We start from the raw sequence: 17,935 nt of genomic DNA, 5'->3' as shown, positions 1-17,935 counted from the left end.
AATGAAATCATAGAATATGATAAAGGATCAATTTGTTATGGAGAAAATGCTTTAATATTGGCTGTAGAGGGGTGTTATTCTAATACAGTTAAAAAGCTCATTGAAGCAGGAGCTAATGTGAATGTTTTTGATCAATTTGGAGATTCTGCTCTTGATAATATAGGCAATAAAAGTGAAACCATAAAAAAATACCTTCTTAAAGCAGGAGCTAAAAGTTCTTTAGAGCTTTTAGGCAGCGAAGAAAAACATATAGAGCTTATGAATGAAATGCGAAAAAAAAGAGAAATACAAGATAAAATAAGAAAAGAACACGAAAAGCAACTTAAGGAAAATTATCTTGCTATCTTAGAAAAAACTCCTTTGATTTTTTGTAAAATAGAAGTTATTTAGCTTTTATCTAAAAAGACTTTTAGTGATAAAAACGCAAAAACTAAAAACTTAATCGAAAGGATAGAAAATGCTAAGGGATACTAGTAAAGATGAAGCGTATTTTACTGAAGAAATAATAAAATGTGAAAAAGAAATTAAAGAGGATGAAAAAAGACTTTTAGAACTTCCTTTAGAAGATCCAAGAAGGAAAAATTATTTTTTTTATATAGAAGATCAGAAATTTCATAACGCTATGCGTAAATATGCTCGCGGTGATGATATAAAATTAGTCAAAAAAGATTTAGAAGAAGTTATATCAATAAGACAAAAAAAACTTTTAGAATTTGGATTTGATATTAGCTGCTTTAAGGGGAATGCCCTTGAACTTTGTCTTAGAGTGTTATTAGATATGGACACAACTTGTGTATTAAAATTAGTAGAAGAAGATGAGAGAAAAAGAAGAGATATACTTAATAGGGATTGGTTTTTACATTTTGTGGGATCTATGGGTAAAAACTTAAATTTAGAACGCAAATGTAATTGTAAAGAACATGAACTTATTAAAGAATTTGTAGCTACTAAGGATATTGAGTTTTTACATAAATATATGAAAAAACATACAAGATTAAGAGATCCTCTAGATACTTGGGATCTTGAAGGTGCTGTTATTGTAAAGATAATGGGTTTAAATAAAGAAGAATTTAAACATTATAAATACTTTCCTTATGATTTAATTTAGGAGTTTCTTATTTATATTTAATATTAAAAAGCAGCCTTTAAAGATCTTAAAAGTCATATCTTTAGGGTAAAAGATGATGAAGTAGCTGTTTTTGTATCTAGTAAATTTAGAAAGAATACAATTTATTAGGATTTAGTTTTCGTGAGCTTTTGGTGTATTAAATAGATCTTATTATTGAAAAATAAGATTTAAGTTAAATTCTATATGTAAATCGCACGAGTAGAAAATGTATTACTATTTTAAATAATTTAGTTTAACACTCTTAATTCTCAAAAAAATAACACTAAAATAAATTTCATACTATTACCAAAAATGCAATTATTTAAAATTAATATTATAAAAAATAAAGATATAATAGATTTTATTAATCTTGAAAATATCATAGAGGAATAACCATGAAAAAAATAATATGTTTTTTAGTGATGATTTTTTGCACACTTAATGCAGATAATATAAAGGAGTATGATATGAAAGATGATATTTTTTATTATTTAGGTAAGAGGACTTTTGGAGTATTTGGATGTCTTGATCAGTTTAATTATCTCCCTATCAATTTTAGTCTTATACAAGATAAATATTATAGTGACAATCTCACCAAAAATCTTATCACAAATTTAAACACTCTAAAAGACAATGACTATAAAGCTTTTGGAGTAGAACTTCCTAAAAATGTTATTTTAGAAGTTTTTGAATTTGGAGAAAAACATAAGGATAAATTCTCTAATCTAGTAAAACAATATCCTTTTGTTCAACTTGTTTTTTCACAGTGGCTTACTATTAAACTCTATGAAAAACAAAAAGAGCTTACAAACAATCCTAATTTAGACTATGAAGAGTTTTTAAAAAATTTCACTTCTACTTTTAATCATAAAAGTTATAATCTTCTTGATGCTATTCATCAATTAAAGGTTGAAAATATCAATCACAAAGATGACGAATTTTTTAACATCATAGACACTGCAACAGCACTTGGTGTTTGGGGTCGTATTGATCATTTATATATCAACGATATCACTCTTTATGATATTATTTATGATATCATCCCTAATTCTATTAGAAAAGTATTTTTAAAAGATGAAAAGCTTTTAAAAACTTATTTGCCTTTAAATCAAGATCAGTTTTATTATAAAGAATATGAATATGAGGATCCTAAAAATACTTTTAAATATTTATATGGAGAAAATGTAACCTATAATGAAAAAAAAGTTCCTAAAAAATATTATCAAATGGATGCTTTATATTTAAAAGATTACAATATTAATCCTCTTATATCTAAAGCTAAAATCAATAAACTAGGTATAGGTTATGATGAACTTTTAGAACTCATGCAAAATGATCAAACAAGTCTTAAATATCCTGAGATTGATGAATTTAAAGTGATAGATGAAACAAAACACAGTGAAGAATATGGTTGGGAATTTCTATATAAAGTGGTTTTAGATCCAAAGAAAAGACATAAGGCTAATTATGAGGATATGGTAAGACTTTCACAAACTCAAAATGAGTATGGTTATACTCCACGACACGGTGAAACTTTGGCTGATGATAAAGTGTATGCTATAATTATAAAGCAATATTATAATGCTAGAGTTTTTTTAATACAAAACAATTTTCACTCTCAAAATCTTATATTTGAAAGTTTTAGGATGAAATTAAGAGAAGATGAGGATTTTAAAAGACAAATAAAAGAAAATACAATTTTTACTGAATTTGGTGAGACTATCGGTCCTAAAGCGTATGATTGGATAGTACAAAGTGATGCTTTTCTTGCCTATCGTTTCAATCAAGCTTTAGCCTTAGCTTTTTTAAATGCTTATGATAAAACAAAAGTTAATATAGAGGAATAACCATGAAAAAAATAATATGTATTTTAATGATGATTTTTTGCACACTTAATGCAGATGATAAAGAACTTAATTCAGATTATGTTATAAAAGATGATTTTTATTATGATGATGATAAAGAACTTAATTCAGATTATGTTATAAAAGATGATGTAGATTTTTATTATTTAGGTAAAATAACTCTTGGATTATTGTGTGCGGAATGTCTTGATGAATCAAATCATCTACCGATTAATTTTAGTCTTGCACTATTTGAATATGGTGTCAATCCAACCAAAAATCTTATCACAAATTTAAATACTCTAAAAGACAATGAATACAATGCCTTTGGAGTGGAACTTCCTAAAAATATTATTTTAGAAGTTTTTGAATTTGGAGAAAAACATAAGGATGATTTTTCTAATCTGGTTAAACAATATCCTTTCGTTCAACTTGTTTTTTCACAATGGCTTACTATTAAACTCTATGAAAAACAAAAACAACTTACAAATAATCCTAATTTAGACTATGAAGAGTTTTTAAAAAATTTCACTTCTACTTTTAATCATAAAAGTTATAATCTTCTTGATGCTATTCGTCAATTAAAAATTGAAAATGTCAATTATAGATATGATAGGAATTTTAACATCATAGACACTGCAACAGCACTCGATGCTTCAAGTGCTGATACTATCACTCTTTATGATATCATTTATGATATTATCCCTAATTCTATTAGAAAAGTATTTTTAAAAGATGAAAATCTTTTAAAAACTTATTTGCCTTTAAATCAAGATCAGTTTTTTTATAAAGAAAGTATTTTGGATGTAAATGGAGATTATAAAGTGTATAAAGTGAGTTTAAATTTGCTTTCTTCAAAGGATTATAAGATCGATCCTATTATACCTAAAGCTAAAATCAATAAACTAGGTATAGGTTATGATGAACTTTTAGAACTCATACAAAATGATCAAACAAATATTAAATATCCTGAGTTTTATGGGCTTAAAGTGATAAATAAAACACCTCATGGTAAATATAAAAAAGTGATTTTGGATAAAAAACATCAATCTAATTATAAGGAAATAGTTAAATTTTCGCGAATTGGCAATCTATATGATTTATCAAGAGATGGATGGCATTGGAGTGAGGATAATGTAAAAGAAGTAATTGCTAAGCAAAAATATGATAGCAGTGTTTTTTTAATACAAAACAATTTTCATACTAAAAATCTTGTATTTGAAAGCTTTAGAATGAATTTGAGGAAAGATAAGAATTTTCTAAAAGAACGAGTGGGGATGATTTTTCGTGAGGATAATGAAGAAGCTTATCCTTGGCGATATGATTGGATAGTACGAAGCGATGCTTTTCTTGCTTATCGTTTCAATCAAGCTTTAGCTTTAGCTTTTTTAAATGCTTATAATAAATAGAGTAGATTAGTTTAATCTACTTTTTTATTTAATAGATTCTAAAGTGTTATATGACAAATTTATATTCTTAATGTTAATCAAGTTTGTTTTAAATTTTTGAGGAATTTTAAGAATTGGTAAAAATTTTATTAGAAGTGGTGGATTTAGCAGGACTCGAACCTGCGACCAACCGGTTATGAGCCGGTTGCTCTAACCAACTGAGCTATAAATCCATTTTAAAAGCGAGAATTATAACTTATTTTTGCTTAAAAATATTTTATTTATCTATCCAAAAATATCTGAACGTGATAAGATGTTGCAGTATTCCAAAAAAGATCATAAAAATAGTAAAAGAACTTCCACCATAGCTAAAGAAAGGCAATGGAATTCCAACAACTGGAGCAAAACCTATAGTCATAGAAATATTTACCGCAACGTAAATAAAAATAAATAAGGCAACACAATTAACCACCACTCGGGTAAAATAGTCATTTTTAAGCTTATTATTAAGACTTAAAAGGTGAAAAATAAGTAAAACATACAATAAAATTAAAACCAATCCGCCTAAAAATCCAAATCTTTCTACCAAATAAGCGAAAATAAAATCACTTGTAGATATAGGTAGAAAGTTAAAATGTGTTTGAGTAGCCTCATCTTCTGATTTGCCAGTAAGGCCGCCATTGCCTATGGCTATCATAGATTGAGCGACTTGATAGCTTGGTTTTTCTGCTATAAAATCATGAATTCTTTGTTTTTGGTAAGGTTTTAAAAAATGTGTATAGATTATAGGTGAACTAATACTTATAACAAGAATAATACTCAACCAAATTTTATAATGAACTCCCATGATAAAAAGCACTCCAAAGCCAACAATTAATAATACGGTCGCACTTCCTAAATCCGGTTCTTTTGCTATCAATAAAAAAGGCAAAATAATAAAAAAACTGATTTTTGCAAATTCTTTGAGTTTGTAACCATTTTGTGGTGGTGGGTTTTGATAAATCAAATAAGCAAGCATTAGAATAAAACTTGGTTTAAAAATTTCTGAAGGCTGTATTGTAAATTGTGTAAAAGGAATTTCTAGCCATCTTTTTGCTCCCAGTTTTTCAACCCCAAAAATATCAACGCTTGAAAGTAGAAAAATATTTATAAAATAGGCTACAGGAATAAGCCAAATTAGTTTCCGAATGGGGATAAAGAAAAAGATAAAAAAAGCGAGTGTGCCAACGCAAGTATAGACAAATTGTTTTTCTGCTAATAAAGCATGGGCTTCAAAAATTAAAAAAAAGGAAAGAAGTATTATAGGTGTGAATAATATAGGTTGCATATAATCAAAATGTGTTAATATTCTTCTATCCAATATAAACAAAATTTGCCTTTTTAAACTATAATATTAAAATTATAATTATAGAATAAGATTTTAAATCTAATGAGATAATTTAGGAAAAAATGCAAACTTTTTTAGCGGATGAAAATTTAAGATTGGATATTTTTTTAGCAAAAATATTAAAACAAAGTCGTAATCAAGTAGCATTGCTTATAGAAAAAAAATGTGTAAAAGTTAATAACCAAATTCAAAATAAAAATTCATTTAAATTAAAAATTGGCGATGAAATTTGCGTAGAACTTCCTTCTTTAGAGTGTAAAGAAAAAAAGTCTTTTGATGTGAATTTTGATATAGAAATTTTATATGAAGATGAGGATTTGCTTGTTTTAAATAAGCCTTCAAATTTGGTGGTGCATGGGGCAAGCAGCGTTAAGGATTTGACTTTGGTGGATTGGCTGCTTGCGAAAAATTACACCCTATCTAATTTAGGCGGAGAAATTCGAGCAGGGCTTGTTCATAGACTTGATAAGGATACAAGCGGGGCAATACTTATAGCTAAAAATAATTTCACCCATCAAAAGCTTAGCGAACAATTAAGCGATAAAACTATGGGAAGAATTTATTTAGCATTAATTGATTTGTCACTAAAAGACGATAAAATTATAATCGAAAAATCTTTAGCCAGATCTCAAACAAATGCTATCAAAAAAATAGTGGTGGAGGATAATACTAAAGGGAGTAAGTATGCTAAAAGTGCTTTTATTAATCTAATTGCAAATGAGGATGTTAATTTAATCGCTGCAAAACTTTTTACAGGCAGAACACATCAAATCAGGGCACATTTAGCGAGTATAAATCGTCATATCTTAGGCGATAAATTATATGGCTATAGAGGAAAATATGAAGGTAGGGTGATGCTTCATGCTTATTTTTTATATTTTATTCACCCCAAAAAAAAGGAAACAATTTTTGTTAAAGCTCCTTTGATGGAGGATTTTAAAGAGATTTTAAATAATAAATTTATTTTAGGAGAGATGGATGAAAAAATTTCACTTGAGTCTTTGCTTAAGCGTTTTGATTCTTTTATTTAGTGCTTGTAGTGTTTCGCAGGTTTCAAACACTGAGTCCAGTAAAGAAGTATTGATTAATGAAAGTTTGCCTAAGATGGATGATGTTAAAACTCTTAGCGATATGAGTAATATAGCTTTTGAGTGGGAGCCTTTGTATGATGATAATATACAAGGTTTTTATTTGTATCGTTCTAGTGATGAAGATCCTCAATTTAAACTTGTAGCGACTATCAAAGATAAATTTCAAACTCATTATGTAGATACAAATCTTAAACCTAATACAAAATATTATTATAAAATGAGAAGTTTTGACAATCAAGGACATCCTTCAGAAGATGGTAAAATTTTTGAAGCAAGTACCATGCCAAGACTTGAGGCTATTCCTTTTGTTCAAGCTATAACTAATTTACCAAATCGTATTAAATTAATCTGGCGTCCTCATCCTGACTTAAGAGTCAATTCTTATATCATTGAAAGATCAAAAAGCAATGAAGATAATTTTAAAAAAATCGCCGAAGTTAAAAATCGTTTAAGTGCAGAGTATATAGACAAAGATTTAAAACCTAATGAAAATTTTAATTATCAAATTATTGCTGTAAGTTTTGATGGGATTAAAAGTGAGCCAAGTCAAGTCTTAAATTCTACAAGCAAAGCTTTGCCGCCAGAGGTGCAAAATTTAAATGCTAGTTCAGATGCTTCTAATAAAATAATTTTAACATGGGATGCACCTGCCTATAAAGATTTTTCTTATTATAAAGTTTATTCTACGAGTTCAAGTTTTCTCCCTTATACTCTCATTGCTAAAACAGATAAAAATTCTTATGAAGATTTAGTTGAGGGTTCAGATGAAACTAAATACTATAAAGTAACTATGGTTGATGTAGATGGTTTAGAAAGTCCTATGCCAAAAAATGGGGTTGAAGGAAAAACCTTAGGTATTCCTTCTTCTCCAAGTATTATCCTAGCTCAAAGCACACCTGAAGGGATTAATCTTGAATGGATTGATGGGGATTCTAGAGCTGTAGAATATGAAGTTAGACGCTATGGCGGAGAGCAAAATGCTATTTTTAAAGGTATCAAAGAAAAACAATTAAAAGATATTAAAGCTTTGCCAGGAGTAGAATACAGTTATGAGGTTATCGCAATTGATTCTGCTGGGTTGCGTTCAGAGCCTTCAAAAAGAGTTAAGGCAGCACAATAGTGCCAAATTTCAAAGTTAAAAAAATTAAAGATCTGATTCTACCTTTTAAAAAAGACGAGGTAGAATTAGAATGGATGGCTGAAAATAATAATGTTATTTTAATATACACTAAAGTAAATGAAGAGAGTTTCTTTTTACAGGTTAAAAAAGAAAAGGATAGTAGTTTTGTTATCAAGGGTGATAAGCATACTAAACCTTCCAAAATAGCTTATTTGCAAAAATCTTTACAGATTTTTAGGGATTATTTTTGCAATCGTGAAGATATTATTAATGAAGCTTTTGCATTTAAACACAATGCATTGATTGAAAAAACTTCTTTAATTGCATATGATTTTGATCAATTATTATCGAAAATTAAGGGAAAAATTTATATTGAAATAGGATTTGGATCAGGCAGACATTTGCTTTATCAAGCTAAAAATAATCCAGATACTTTAATAATAGGGGTTGAAATTTATAATCCAGCTATCACTCAAGTGGCTAAATTGGCAAAGAGTCAAAATTTAAGCAATATTGTACTAATACAAAGTGATGCTAGGCTTTTACTTAGCGTACTTGAGTCAAATTCTGTAGAAAAAATTTTTTTACATTTTCCAGTCCCTTGGGATAAAAAACCACATAGACGCGTTATTGCGAAAAATTTTTGCCAAGAATGTGCTAGAGTTTTAGGAAAAAATGGGAGATTTGAGCTTAGAACGGATAGTTATGAATATTTTGATTTTACACTTAAGCAATTTTTACATTTTAGCACTCCAAAATTTAGCCTTAGAAAAAATGAAGACCTTGAAATTTCTAGTAAATATGAAGATAGATGGAAAAGACAAAATAAAGATATTTTTGATCTTTGGGTGTGGAATTTAGATAGTGCTTGTGATGAGCTAAATTTAGATGATTTTGATTTTTCTGATATGACATTTAATGCAAATGATTTAATTCTTTTAGAGAAAAATTTTAAGAATTTAACTTTAAAAGGAGATGATTATTTTTTGCATTTTGAAAATTTGTATCAAGCAAAAGAAGGTTTGATTTTTAAAATAGCTTTTGGAGCTTTTAATAAACCTGAACATAGTTATATTTATGTGGGTGAAAAAATAGAATTTTTATTTAAAAAACCTTTTAGGATTAAAGAAAATTTGAAAGCAATGGAAAAATTAAAAAAGGTGCTTAAATTTCATTTTGATACCGCGTTATTTTCTTGAAATTTAAGTAAAAACAAAGCATAATTAAAAAATTTGAAAATTGAAGAGGAAGAAAAATGCCCAATTTAATTCAAGCAAATAAACTTTCTTTAGGCTATGATGAATTGGTTATCAAAGAAGCAAGTTTTACTTTTAAAGACGATGATTTTGTTTTTATTACAGGAAAAAGTGGAAGTGGAAAAAGTACACTTTTGAAATCTTTTTATGGAGATTTGGAGCTTCTTTCAGGGCAACTTCAAGTTTGCGGTTCTTCGATGAAAAAAATCGGTAATTTAGACCTTTTAAAATTACGCCAAAGAATAGGTATTATTTTTCAAGATTATAGACTTATACAAGAATATACCGTTGAAAAAAATGTTATGCTTCCTTTGATGATTAAAGGATATAGTAAAAAAGTTTGTCAAGATCAAGCAAATAAACTTTTAAAACATGTCAATCTAACCTTCAAAGCCGATAAATTGCCTAATCAACTAAGCGGGGGTGAGCAGCAACGTGTAGCTATGGCTAGGGCTTTAGCGCATAATCCAAAACTTTTGCTTTGCGATGAGCCTACGGGAAATTTGGACGAGTATTCTTCGGATATCATTTGGACGCTTTTAAAATCAGCTAGAGAACTTTTGGGAACTTGTGTGGTTGTAGTTACTCATAGAATACCGGTTAATTTGAGATTGAATTATCGTCGTTTTAATATAGAGAATGGAACAATGAATGAAATTTTTTAGAACACATTTATCTTTAATTTTACCTTTACTTTTTATGATGTTTGCATTTGAGTTTATTTTGCTTACTAATTCGACTTTAAAATATTATGAAGAGTTGGCAAATAAAGATTATAATATCATAGTTGTGAGTTCCAATGAGCTTGATAAAAATGTTATTAAAACCAAAATTCCTTCTTTTTCTAGTTTGGAAATTTTGGATCCAAAAAATTTAATCGAGCGTTTAAAAAATGATATTTCAGATAAAAATTTAAAAGCATTAAAAAATTCTTTACCCAAATTTTATAGCATAAAATTAAACCATTTGCCCACTCAAAATGAACTTGATACGATTAAAAATCAGCTTTTAAGTATTTCAGGTATTAGCAAAATCGAAACTTTTGCTAAGACACATGATAAGGTTTATTCTTTACTTGTTTTAATGAAATTTGTATTTTGGTTATTTTTATTTATTATTATCGTTCTTTCTTTTGTTTTATTTTTGAAACAAATGAGAATTTGGCTTTTTGAGCATACAGAACGCGTGGAAATTATGTGTCTTTTTGGGGCGCCATTTTGGTTTAGATCTTTTATGCTTTATAAGATTGTATTTATGGATTGTTTGATCGCTTTTATTATTTTATTGATATTTTTTACGCAAATTTACGATCTTGAAATCATACAAAATCATTTAAAAGCTGTGGATATTGTATTACCTCCAATCAATTTTGTTTTACAGCTTAGTTTGATTTTTTTAGCTACTTTATTTGTATGTTTATTGTTTGTCAATTCTGTAATGTTTAGGGTTAAAAAATGACAAAAAAGATTTTTTCTATCTTTTTGTTTCTTTTTTTAGCCTTTGGATCAATTTATGCAAACGCTATAAATGAGAAAGCAAAAAATTTAGAAGAAAATAAACGCATACAGCAACAACTCAATAAAAAACTTGAAGATTTGGCAAGTGATATATTAAGTGGAGAAAAAACTTTAAAAGACTTAAGTTCGCAAATTCAAACGCTTAATTCTCAAACTGCTAAACTTGAAGAAAATGCAAAGGCTCAATATAAAGAACTCAATTTGCTTACAACTCAAAATGGTGATCTTTTAAAAACTAGAGCAAATATGGAGGGAAAATTAATTGCTTTGATGGCGAAAGATTTTGCTTATGATTTACCCATACCACAAGGTTATGTTGAAGGTAAAGAAAGTTTTATGGCTTTTGAAATTTTAGGGAATTTAGACAAAGTTTTAAGCAGTGAGATTTTCAAACTTTCTAAAGATTACGAAGATGTTAGTAAAATGATTGATGATAAACAAATGCAAATTCAAAAAATTAATGACAATTTAAAAGTTTATAATGCGCAACTTGTTAAACTTCAAGATTTAAGAAAAAAACAAATCGATGAAATTAATAAACAAAAAACAGATCGTGCAATTTATGTCAAAAAACTTGAAGATTTGCAAGCTCAACAAGATGAATTAAGAAAAACTCTTAATCAATTAAGAATAATACAAAGAAAACAAGAAGAGAAGGAGCAAGAAAAACCATCGATTAGTAATTCAAAAATTGCAAATAATAATCAAAAAATTCGCCAACTCGGTTCAAGTTATCAAGGTGGTGTGATTAAACGTTATACAGGAAAAAAAACGATAGCACCTTTGGATTCTTTCACTGTTAAGCAAAAATTTGGAAATTATATAGATCCAGTCTATAATATTAAAATCTTTAATGAAAGTGTTGTTTTAAAAAGCACAAAATCCGATGCTGTGGTTAAAAATGTTTTAAATGGTAAAGTAGTTTTTGCAAAAGATACAAGTATGTTAGCACGCGTTGTTATCGTGGAACACGATGATGGAATACATACGATTTATGCACATCTTGATAAAATAGCTCCAAATATCAAAGTAGGAAAAAATATTAAAAAAGGTGCTATAGTGGGTAGGATTAAAAATGATTTAACCTTTGAAGTTACTCAAAAAAATTTTCATATCAATCCTTTGGAGTTGATCAGTCTAAATTAGCTAATTTTAATTCACTTTAAACTATAATTTCACAGATTAAGGAGAGATTATGCAAGATAAAAAAAGAGTTTTGGTAAAATTTTCAGGTGAAGCTTTAGCTGGAGAGAATGGCTTTGGAATTGAAAATTCTATCTTAAAATTTATCGCCAATGAAATTAAAGAATTAGTAAAAAATGATATAGAAGTAGGTATAGTAATAGGTGGTGGAAACATCATTAGGGGCGTTTCTGTAGCTAAAGGAGGGCTTATTAAGCGCACAAGTGGAGATCATATGGGTATGCTTGCTACTGTGATTAACGCTATTGCGATTCAAGAAGCTTTGGAAAGTTCTGGACTTGATGTTAGGGTTCAAAGTGCGATACAAATGGAAGCATTTTGTGAAACTTATATTATGAGAAGAGCACATAGACATTTGGAAAAAGGTCGAGTGGTTATTTTTGCTGCTGGAACTGGAAATCCTTATTTTACAACTGATACTACAGCTATTTTAAGGGCAGTAGAAATCAATGCGCATATGGTTATAAAAGCAACAAAAGTCAATGGTGTTTATGATAAAGATCCAAATAAATTTGATGATGCGGTGTTTTTGCAAACTTTAACTTATGATGAAGCTATGCAAGATAATATTAAAGTTATGGATGATACGGCTATTGCTTTGGCTAAAGATAATTCTTTGCCAATAGTAGTTTGTAATATGTTTGAAGAAGGCAATTTATTAAAAATTATACAAGGTGATACCAGCCTTTGTTCTATAGTTAAAAATCAATAAAGGAGAAAAAATGGATTGCAGAATAGAAGAGATAGCAGCAAAAGCTCTAAAAAAAATGGGAGATGATCGTTATCGTTTATCTTTAGTGGTAGCTAAAAGAGCAGAGCAATTAGCTGACGGAGCTACACCTTTAGTTGATATTGATAAAAATAAATTAAAATTTGCTGACATCGCTTTATTTGAAATAGCAGAAGATAAAATCACTTTAGAGGGTTTAGGTGAGACCGATCGATGAGGACTTATTGTTAGAAAAACTCATTGATGATGTTAAAAATTGTAAGGACTTAACAAGGGCAAAAGAACTTCTTTTTTGCGTTTGCGAAAGTGATTCTACTTTAGAAAAAGCGGTAGAATATTGTGTATTTTACCATGAAGGACAGATGAGAAAAAGCGGTGAGCCTTATGCCATACATCCTATTTTAGTGGCTACTTTGGTAGGCTTTTTAAGTGATAATAAAGCTGCTATTTTGGCCGCTCTTTTGCATGATATTATTGAAGATACCGAATGTACAGAAGAAGAGTTAAGTAAAACTTTTGGACATGATGTTTTAAAATTAGTTTTAGGATTAACTAAAATAATAGAAATTAGAGAAGATAATCTCATTTCTTCAAAATCGAAAAAAAATTTAACCAAATCCGCACTAACATTTAGAAATATGCTTTTGGCAAGCACTCAAGATGTGGGTGTTTTAATCGTCAAGCTTTGTGATAGACTGCACAATATGCTAACTTTAGACGCCTTAAGAGAAGATAAGCAAAAAAGAATTAGTGAAGAAACCTTAGTTGTTTATGCTCCTATAGCACATAGGCTTGGAATTTCTAGTATTAAAAATTACTTAGAAGATTTAAGCTTTAAATATTTGATGCCTGATGAATATAATATAATAGATAATTATATTAATTCTAATGATCAGCAAATGCAATTAGGACTTAATGAATTCATTTCAAAAATAGAAATTCTATTTTTAAGTAATGGTTTTAGGCAAGGAAGTTTTAAAATTCAAAAGCGTATTAAGCATAGCTATTCTATTTATCTTAAGATGCAAAGAAAAGGTATAGGTATAGAAGAAGTGCTTGATTTATTAGGTGTGAGAATTTTAGTTGAAAAAGTGAGTGATTGTTATTTGGCTTTGGGAATTTTACATACAAATTTCAATCCTTTAATTTCTCGTTTTAAAGATTATATAGCTTTGCCAAAACAAAACGGATATCAAACGATACATACAACACTTTTTGATACAAAAAATATTATTGAGGCGCAAATTAGAACTTTTGATATGCATAAAATTGCAGAATTTGGGATCGCTGCACATTGGAAATATAAAGAAGACGGTAGTGTTGTTGCGCCAAATTTAGATTGGCTAACTGATATTTCAATACAAAGTGCTAACAATCCTCAAAATGCGGAAGATTACAATGCTATTGAACTTTATGAATACGCTAAAGATAGCCTTTATGTAGAAGATATAGCCGTGTATTCTCCAAAAGGAGAAATTTTTACTTTACCTAGAGGAGCAACAGCTCTTGATTTTGCTTATGAAGTGCATACTAAAATTGGACTTCATGCAAAAAGTGCTTATGTTAATCGAGTTAAAGTTCCTTTGCTTACAGAATTAAAAAATGGTGATATTGTTCGTGTTGTAACAAGTGAAGATAAATTTTACCGTTGTTCGTGGATTGATAGTGTTAAAACAGGAAAAGCTAAAGCTAGTATTAGAGAATTTTGTAAGCAAAAAATAAGAGAAATTAATCTCGCAAGTGCTATTAATATGCTTAGTTTTGTTTTTGGTGTGGATAAAAATAAAATAGAAGCTTGGATAGAAAAAGAAAATTTAGGAAGACGTATACGAGAAGTAGCCAATGATAATACCTATCTTAAGGATATTGTCAATGGACTTAAAAAATATGCAAAAAAATCTTATTGGTTTGATAAATATGAAATTCAAGAATACAATATAGGAAATTTTTTAATCTATTCTAATCATAAAATAGCTAATGTAGATTTTGACTATTGTTGTCACCCTAAAAGAGGCGATGCTGTGGTTGCTTTTGTAGAGGGCGGAAATGCTATTGTGCATCATAAGCTTTGTGATAGAGCAGAAAAAATGATAGATAAAAAAAGAGATATGGTTTTTATCAAATGGGATTCTAATATACCAAAATCTTACAAACTTATTTTTTCTTTAGAAAATAAAAAAGGGGTTTTAGCAGAGTTTTTGGCAGTTTTAGCTAAAATGCAGATTAATTTATTGACAATCAATTTGGCAAAAGATATAAACTCAACCGTGGATTATTTTGAAATAACAATGGAAATACCAGAAAATATAAATCCAGATAGCGTTCGCGAGAGATTAAAAATTCATTGTAAAATTTTAGATTTTGTATCTTTAAACGATGCCTATAAAGAAAGTTAAAGGATAAAAATGAACATAAAAGATATTTTAGCCGAAGTTAAAAGAGGGTGTGCAGAGCTTATCGATGAAGAAAAAATAGAATCATTAATAAAAAATTATTATGAAAAGGGTGAAAATTTTTTCGTTAAAGCAGGCTTTGATCCTACGGCGCCTGATTTGCATTTAGGACATAGCGTGGTTTTAAACAAAATGGCTTTTTTGCAAAAACATGGAGCCATAGTACAATTTTTAATCGGTGATTTTACAGGACAAATTGGCGATCCAAGCGGTAAAAATGCTACAAGAAAAAAACTAGATAAAGAGCAGGTTTTAATCAATGCAAAAACTTATGAAAAACAAGTTTTTAAAATTTTAGATAAAGAAAAAACACAGATTAAATTTAACTCCGTTTGGCTTAATGAACTTGGAGCTAGCGGTTTGGTAGAGCTTACTTCAACCTTTAGCGTAGCAAGAATGCTTGAGCGTGATGATTTTACAAAACGCTTTAAAGAGCAAAGTTCCATTAGTATTTGTGAATTTTTATATCCTTTGCTTCAAGGTTATGATAGTGTTTTCTTAAAAAGTGATATAGAAATGGGTGGAACTGATCAAAAATTTAATCTTTTAATGGGTAGGCATCTTCAAAGAATTTACAATACAGGTAAAGAACAAGCGGTGATAATGATGCCCCTTTTAGAAGGATTAGATGGTGTTAATAAAATGAGTAAAAGTTTAAACAACTATATAGGTGTTACAGAAAAACCTAATGATATGTATGCTAAAATTCTAAGTATTAGTGATGAGTTAATGTTTAGATATTATGAGCTTTTAAGTCAAAAAACTTTAAAAGAGCTTGAAGATATAAGAAATGATATAAAAAATACTAAATTACATCCTAAAAAAGCTAAAGAAAATTTGGCTTTAGAGATTGTTGAGCGTTTTTACACTAAAGAAGATGCAATATTTGCAAAAGAAGAATTTGATAGAATTCATAGTGCTAATGCCTTGCCAAGTGAAATTAAAGAATTTGAATTTAAGGGTGAAAGTATTTGGTTAGCTAAAGCTTTAGTATTGTGTGAATTAGAAAATTCAACCTCTGCTGCAAGAAGAAGTATAGGTGCTAATGCAGTGAGTGTGAATTCGCAAAAAATTAATGATGAACAAATGCAATTAAATACTGGAGAATATATTTTACAAATGGGTAAAAGAAAATTTGCAAAATTAAAGGTTAAGGAATGAGTTTTAAATCTCTTCAAATAGGAAAACATTTAATTAAATATCCCATTTTTCAAGGGGGGATGGGTTTAGGTATTAGTTGGGATAAGTTAGCTTCAGCTGTGTCTTTAAATGGTGGGCTTGGCATAATTTCATCTGTTGGAACAGGGTATTATGAAAATCGCTCTTATGTAAGTAAAGAACTTAATGCTAAACCTTATGGAAGTGAGAATTTTTACTCAAGAAAAGGCTTACAAGCTTTGATCGATAATGCTAGAAAAGTTTGTGGTGATGCACCTTTGGGATGCAATATACTTTGTGCAAGTAATGATTATGCAAGAATTGCTAAAGATGCTTGTGAAGTTGGATTTAATGTTATTGTTTCAGGTGCAGGACTTCCAACAAATTTGCCAGAATTTACTATGGATTTTCCAGACGTTGCTTTAGTGCCTATTGTTTCATCAGCTAAGGCTTTAAAAATCATTTGTAAAAGATGGCAAAACCGTTACAATCGTTTGCCAGATGCTGTAGTACTTGAAGGACCAAAAAGTGGGGGACATCAAGGTTTTACTTATGAACAATGTCTTGATCCAGATTATCAGTTAGAGAGATTAATCGCTCCAGTGGTTGAAGAAGCTAAAAATTGGGGTTCATTTCCAGTGATTGCAGCAGGAGGAATTTGGGATAAGAAAGATATTGAAAATGCGATCGCATTAGGTGCGAGTGGAGTGCAAATGGGAACGCGTTTTATTGGCACTTTTGAGTGTGATGCTAGTGATGACTTTAAAAATGTTTTATTATCTTGCAAGGAAGAAGATATAGAACTTATTAAATCTCCAGTTGGATATCCTGCGAGAGGTGTAAGAACTAATTTACTTGATTTAGTCGATAAAAGAATGGGGCCTAAGATAAATTGCATTAGTAATTGCGTAGCTCCTTGTGGTAGAGGAAAAGAGGCTACAAAAGTTGGATATTGTATAGCCGATAGACTTTTTGATGCGTGGTCTGGAAAAAAAGAAACAGGATTATTTTTTACAGGGGCAAATGGATATCGCTTGGATAAATTAATCAGTGTTAAAGAGTTAATCGATAAGCTTGTTAATGGTGAAGAATGATTAAATTTTTATTTTTATTTTTTGTTTTTTTTAATCTTTGCTTTGGAGCGTATGAAAAAGAGCTTGATAATTTTGATAATAATTTTATTACGTCTAAAGCTGATGCACAGATAAAATTTCATCAGCAATTAAAAAGTCTTTATATTCAAAGTGTTATTAATGAGGATGAAAAAACGAAGATAGAACTTTTAAAAAGATTAATTATAAGTTCAAATGTTTTAAATTTAGACGATCGATCTTACGCAGAAGAGTTGAAAGAAAGTGGAGTTAGTCAATCAAGCATTAATGCTTTAAGAAAAGCTGTTATAAAGGATAAAAAAAGAAATAATTCTCCAAACAATACTGAAATTTCTACTTTTTCACAAACTCAAAGTCAAAAAAATATTTCTAAAGAAAAAAAAGATGAAGATATAAATAAAAAGGTAGAAAAAAAACCACAGATTCAAAATAATTCCCTAGATACAAAAAAAGAAAATGATAAAATTTATGTTTTAAGTTCAAACAAAATTAACCAAAGTGTCGAGCTTAAACTAAATACAAATTTAAATGAAAATGATGTTAAAAGTTTTGTTTTAGATGAAAAAGG

Annotated in this window: 15 protein-coding genes, 1 tRNA gene and 2 pseudogenes; 16 read left to right on the top strand and 2 right to left on the bottom strand. The window is 28.8% G+C overall.

Translation table 11 applies throughout. From position 1 onward, the window contains the following. The 4 genes and pseudogenes from H2280_RS07190 to H2280_RS07175 all read left to right on the top strand — a co-directional run. Nucleotides 1-390, top strand: a pseudogene (locus tag H2280_RS07190) (ankyrin repeat domain-containing protein); the annotation flags it as partial. Nucleotides 391-457: 67 nt separating this feature from the next. Further along, nucleotides 458-1,108 carry a PoNe immunity protein domain-containing protein gene (locus tag H2280_RS07185; protein WP_337216077.1) on the top strand — a complete coding sequence of 217 codons (651 nt, stop codon included), beginning with the start codon at nucleotides 458-460 and terminating at the stop codon, nucleotides 1,106-1,108. Between the two features lie 395 nt (nucleotides 1,109-1,503). Beyond that, on the top strand, nucleotides 1,504-2,955 hold the full coding sequence (locus tag H2280_RS07180; protein ID WP_337216076.1) for a hypothetical protein: 1,452 nt from the start codon (nucleotides 1,504-1,506) through the stop codon (nucleotides 2,953-2,955). A gap of 2 nt (nucleotides 2,956-2,957) precedes the next feature. After that, nucleotides 2,958-4,361 carry a hypothetical protein gene (locus tag H2280_RS07175; protein ID WP_337216075.1) on the top strand — a complete coding sequence of 468 codons (1,404 nt, stop codon included), beginning with the start codon at nucleotides 2,958-2,960 and terminating at the stop codon, nucleotides 4,359-4,361. 135 nt (nucleotides 4,362-4,496) lie between these two features. On the opposite strand, the gene H2280_RS07170 is transcribed toward H2280_RS07175, so the two are convergent. Both H2280_RS07170 and H2280_RS07165 read right to left on the bottom strand, forming a co-directional pair. Beyond that, a tRNA-Ile gene (locus tag H2280_RS07170) sits at nucleotides 4,497-4,573 on the bottom strand. Nucleotides 4,574-4,617: 44 nt separating this feature from the next. Then, complete coding sequence (locus tag H2280_RS07165) at nucleotides 4,618-5,709, bottom strand: FtsW/RodA/SpoVE family cell cycle protein (protein WP_137624379.1); 1,092 nt, start codon at nucleotides 5,707-5,709, stop codon at nucleotides 4,618-4,620. Between the two features lie 80 nt (nucleotides 5,710-5,789). Between H2280_RS07165 and H2280_RS07160 the strand changes: the two genes are divergently transcribed. The 12 genes and pseudogenes from H2280_RS07160 to H2280_RS07105 all read left to right on the top strand — a co-directional run. Continuing rightward, nucleotides 5,790-6,758 carry an RluA family pseudouridine synthase gene (locus H2280_RS07160; protein WP_337216074.1) on the top strand — a complete coding sequence of 323 codons (969 nt, stop codon included), beginning with the start codon at nucleotides 5,790-5,792 and terminating at the stop codon, nucleotides 6,756-6,758. Then, on the top strand, nucleotides 6,706-7,938 hold the full coding sequence (locus H2280_RS07155; protein ID WP_137624381.1) for a fibronectin type III domain-containing protein: 1,233 nt from the start codon (nucleotides 6,706-6,708) through the stop codon (nucleotides 7,936-7,938). Before H2280_RS07160 ends, H2280_RS07155 begins: the two co-directional genes overlap by 53 nt. After that, nucleotides 7,938-9,137: a tRNA (guanosine(46)-N7)-methyltransferase TrmB gene (trmB, locus tag H2280_RS07150; RefSeq protein ID WP_337216073.1), complete on the top strand. Its 1,200-nt coding sequence runs from the start codon at nucleotides 7,938-7,940 to the stop codon at nucleotides 9,135-9,137. Before H2280_RS07155 ends, trmB begins: the two co-directional genes overlap by 1 nt. Nucleotides 9,138-9,193: 56 nt before the next feature. Further along, a complete protein-coding gene (locus tag H2280_RS07145) occupies nucleotides 9,194-9,859 on the top strand; it encodes a cell division ATP-binding protein FtsE (RefSeq protein WP_137624383.1) in 666 nt (221 codons plus the stop codon). Then, nucleotides 9,846-10,652, top strand: a complete 807-nt coding sequence (locus H2280_RS07140; RefSeq protein ID WP_137624384.1) for an ABC transporter permease — start codon at nucleotides 9,846-9,848, stop codon at nucleotides 10,650-10,652. The genes H2280_RS07145 and H2280_RS07140 overlap by 14 nt, the downstream gene beginning before the upstream one ends. Continuing rightward, on the top strand, nucleotides 10,649-11,857 hold the full coding sequence (locus H2280_RS07135; RefSeq protein ID WP_337216072.1) for a murein hydrolase activator EnvC family protein: 1,209 nt from the start codon (nucleotides 10,649-10,651) through the stop codon (nucleotides 11,855-11,857). The genes H2280_RS07140 and H2280_RS07135 overlap by 4 nt, the downstream gene beginning before the upstream one ends. A 49-nt stretch (nucleotides 11,858-11,906) precedes the next feature. Beyond that, entirely contained in the window at nucleotides 11,907-12,626 is a 720-nt protein-coding gene (gene pyrH, locus H2280_RS07130; protein WP_137624386.1) for a UMP kinase, read from the top strand. 10 nt (nucleotides 12,627-12,636) lie between these two features. Further along, nucleotides 12,637-12,861 (top strand): DNA-directed RNA polymerase subunit omega, encoded by a 225-nt coding sequence (locus H2280_RS07125; RefSeq protein ID WP_137624387.1) that lies wholly within the window; start codon nucleotides 12,637-12,639, stop codon nucleotides 12,859-12,861. Then, nucleotides 12,845-15,040 carry a RelA/SpoT family protein gene (locus tag H2280_RS07120; RefSeq protein WP_137624388.1) on the top strand — a complete coding sequence of 732 codons (2,196 nt, stop codon included), beginning with the start codon at nucleotides 12,845-12,847 and terminating at the stop codon, nucleotides 15,038-15,040. Before H2280_RS07125 ends, H2280_RS07120 begins: the two co-directional genes overlap by 17 nt. Nucleotides 15,041-15,049: 9 nt before the next feature. Continuing rightward, the gene (gene tyrS / locus H2280_RS07115) at nucleotides 15,050-16,258 is read left to right on the top strand and encodes a tyrosine--tRNA ligase (protein ID WP_337216071.1); all 1,209 of its coding nucleotides are present in this window, start codon (nucleotides 15,050-15,052) and stop codon (nucleotides 16,256-16,258) included. Then, entirely contained in the window at nucleotides 16,255-17,349 is a 1,095-nt protein-coding gene (locus H2280_RS07110; RefSeq protein ID WP_137624390.1) for a nitronate monooxygenase, read from the top strand. The genes tyrS and H2280_RS07110 overlap by 4 nt, the downstream gene beginning before the upstream one ends. Further along, nucleotides 17,346-17,935, top strand: a pseudogene (locus H2280_RS07105) (N-acetylmuramoyl-L-alanine amidase); the annotation flags it as partial. The gene H2280_RS07110 and the pseudogene H2280_RS07105, both read left to right, overlap by 4 nt.

The organism is Campylobacter sp. 2457A (assembly GCF_020135895.1).
GTDB classification, from domain to species: Bacteria; Campylobacterota; Campylobacteria; order Campylobacterales; family Campylobacteraceae; genus Campylobacter_D; species Campylobacter_D taeniopygiae.
Note: the sequence above shows the minus strand (reverse complement) of the source record. Positions and strands in the feature narration are given on the sequence as shown.